The organism is Aminobacter sp. P4_H6_2, assembly GCF_056400805.1.
This window is the reverse complement of the sequence record NZ_JBFUKO010000796.1, coordinates 1-2181: the sequence shown is the minus strand read 5'-3', so window position 1 is coordinate 2181 and position 2181 is coordinate 1. Positions and strand designations below refer to the sequence as shown.

The window sequence follows — 2181 nt, the reverse complement described above, 5'->3', positions numbered from 1 at the left end:
CTTTAAAGGAGCGCGCGCACGGGTTCTATCTTCCCATAACCTCCGGTGGGGGGTCCAACTTGAAAACTGCAGAGGCAATTCTATCGGGCAAATGGGTGGTCGCTACCAGCACTGYCTTTCGCGGCTATGAGGCGTTGAAAGAGGAGCGGGGAATCATCATCGAAGATGATCCAAGGGCATTTCGCAAGGCAATTCGAGATGTCTTAGCGCGACCACCGCTCGCGCTTGATCAGCCTGAAATCGAACGCCGAAGACAGGTGGAATGGTCGCATGCGCTAACCCCGTTGAGGGCTTGGCTGCACCGGCAGAGGTGACGTCTCACTGCAGCGCTGCAGATGGTCGGAGCGAGACATTTACGGGCAGAGGCAGTTGCCTCGCGCCTCCAATTTTCCTGCTTCGACCCCTCATTTGCCCGAGTGCCCCCTTTGATTCAGCGGCCGCGTTTCTTGATACCCACCATCATAGTCAGGCGCCGGGGACGCCCGTCCTTGTGAAAGAAAAGCAAGTCGGCCAGTTTTTGGACTGGCGCGCTGATGTTGGGTCCGGCAGCTCTCAGGGAGCTTAGTGCCGTCCTAAAAAAGCTCTGCTGGGCCTTCGCCAGATCGTTCTGGACCTCCGCCAGATCGCTTTGCAGCGATTTTGCTTGCCTGCGGCGTGCATCATGCAGCCTTCGCCGGCTCGCGGTTTGGCCACGCGCCGAAGCGACGTCCAATTCTAGGGCAAGAATTCGCTTTTTGAGTTGTTGAACGAAAACCGAGTCAATCGAAAGGGAGAAGCCATCCCAAATGTTGGGTCCGATCGCGAAACACGACGCGAGGTCTTTGTGGTCAGCGCTAACGTAAAATCGGTTCAAGCCATCGAAATAGACGAACTCATAGCCTCGGCGCAACAGCAGATCTTCCCATTCGGAATGGGTAGGTATTTTTGTGTTTGCGATCGTGCTTTCCAGAAGAACGACCCAGGGGCGAACGGATGAGTTCCCCCAGCTTTCGAGCACCTCTCGCTCCATACCCTCGACGTCGATCTTGAGCCAGTGAACGTCCGTATCGACGTAGGTGTCGAATACAGAAGCAAGGGTCATGCAAGCGACGCTCGTTTTCGCGACATCGCGTCCCTCCTTCTGATGTCTGCTAGCGAGTTCCCAGTCTGCAGTGCTGAGACCGGTGTCTTTGACCTCAAAGAACTCGATGTCCTCGGTCGCAAGGCCGATTGCTGCCTGTAACACAACTTCATCCGGTCGCGCTGCCCTCAGCCTTTCCGCATAAAATTGGGTGGGCTCGACATGGATACCCCTCCAACTGTGCTCATAGAATGCCAGGCTGACTGAATCCTGCATTGGGTCCTGAGCGCCGATGTCGATGTAGAAGCCGTTCTGGACCGTCTTAAGGGCACGCCAGAGAATAACGTCCTCGAAATTTTGAGCGTATGAGGTGAACAAGTTCTGTACTCGCTGAATGCTGCCGTTGATTYCGACGGATGCAGCGCCTACGCAATTTTACCCGTCGTGAGATAGATGCTGCTATTGAAGCACTGAAGCCACCTGAACTGGACTGGCTGACAATTGCAACCGCGAACGTCGATAAAATTGGGGAAGCTGGAGAGGCGCCAGAGTGTTGACTAAGTCTTTGCCGTTTACAGCGCGCACACCTCAGCAATCTTCGACTTTGACCGCAGAGGAAACCGAATGGAAAATGCCGACTATGTTCGTGTCCTGTTTCGAACCATGCTTGGTCGGGAGCCTGATCCCGAAGCGCTAGGGTTCTTTTCCGATGTCCTTGGCGATGAACGTGACGTAAGGCGCTTGGTTGATGAAATTGTCGCAAGCGAGGAGTTTGCAAATAGGCATGCCCCCTTCAAGGCAGCTAGCGACCTGCGCCCAGATATCTCTCGAACGATCAATATCGTGGATGTGGGTGCGCAGAAGCTTGCGGCTGAAGATCATGTTTACATGCCATTGATTGCGGCAGGATTTCCGTGCCGTTGCATAGGTTTTGAGCCTTTGTCGCACCACGGCACCAACTTGTCGTCAGGCGACATTGCGATGAGTGTGTATCCAAATTTCATAGGAGACGGTTCGCGGCAGACTTTTCACATAAACAACGACGATGCCACATCTTCCCTTCTTCCGCTCAATCTGGACTTCAATTCGAACTTTAATCATCTGGAAACGTTGAGAACGAC

At 54.0% G+C, this 2181-nt stretch carries 3 protein-coding genes; 2 read left to right on the top strand and 1 reads right to left on the bottom strand.

Annotated elements, in window-relative coordinates; genetic code table 11:
• The coding region (locus tag AC1DUU_RS30250; protein ID WP_476787005.1) for a glycosyltransferase at positions 1–314 on the top strand (314 nt) is incomplete at its 5' end.
• Between the two features lie 116 nt (positions 315–430).
• Here AC1DUU_RS30250 and AC1DUU_RS30245 read toward each other — a convergent pair.
• Positions 431–1438: an FkbM family methyltransferase gene (locus AC1DUU_RS30245; RefSeq protein ID WP_476787004.1), complete on the bottom strand. Its 1008-nt coding sequence runs from the start codon at positions 1436–1438 to the stop codon at positions 431–433.
• Between the two features lie 246 nt (positions 1439–1684).
• On the opposite strand from AC1DUU_RS30245, the gene AC1DUU_RS30240 reads away from it, so the two are divergent.
• On the top strand, positions 1685–2181 hold a 497-nt coding region (locus AC1DUU_RS30240; protein ID WP_476787003.1), incomplete at its 3' end, for a hypothetical protein.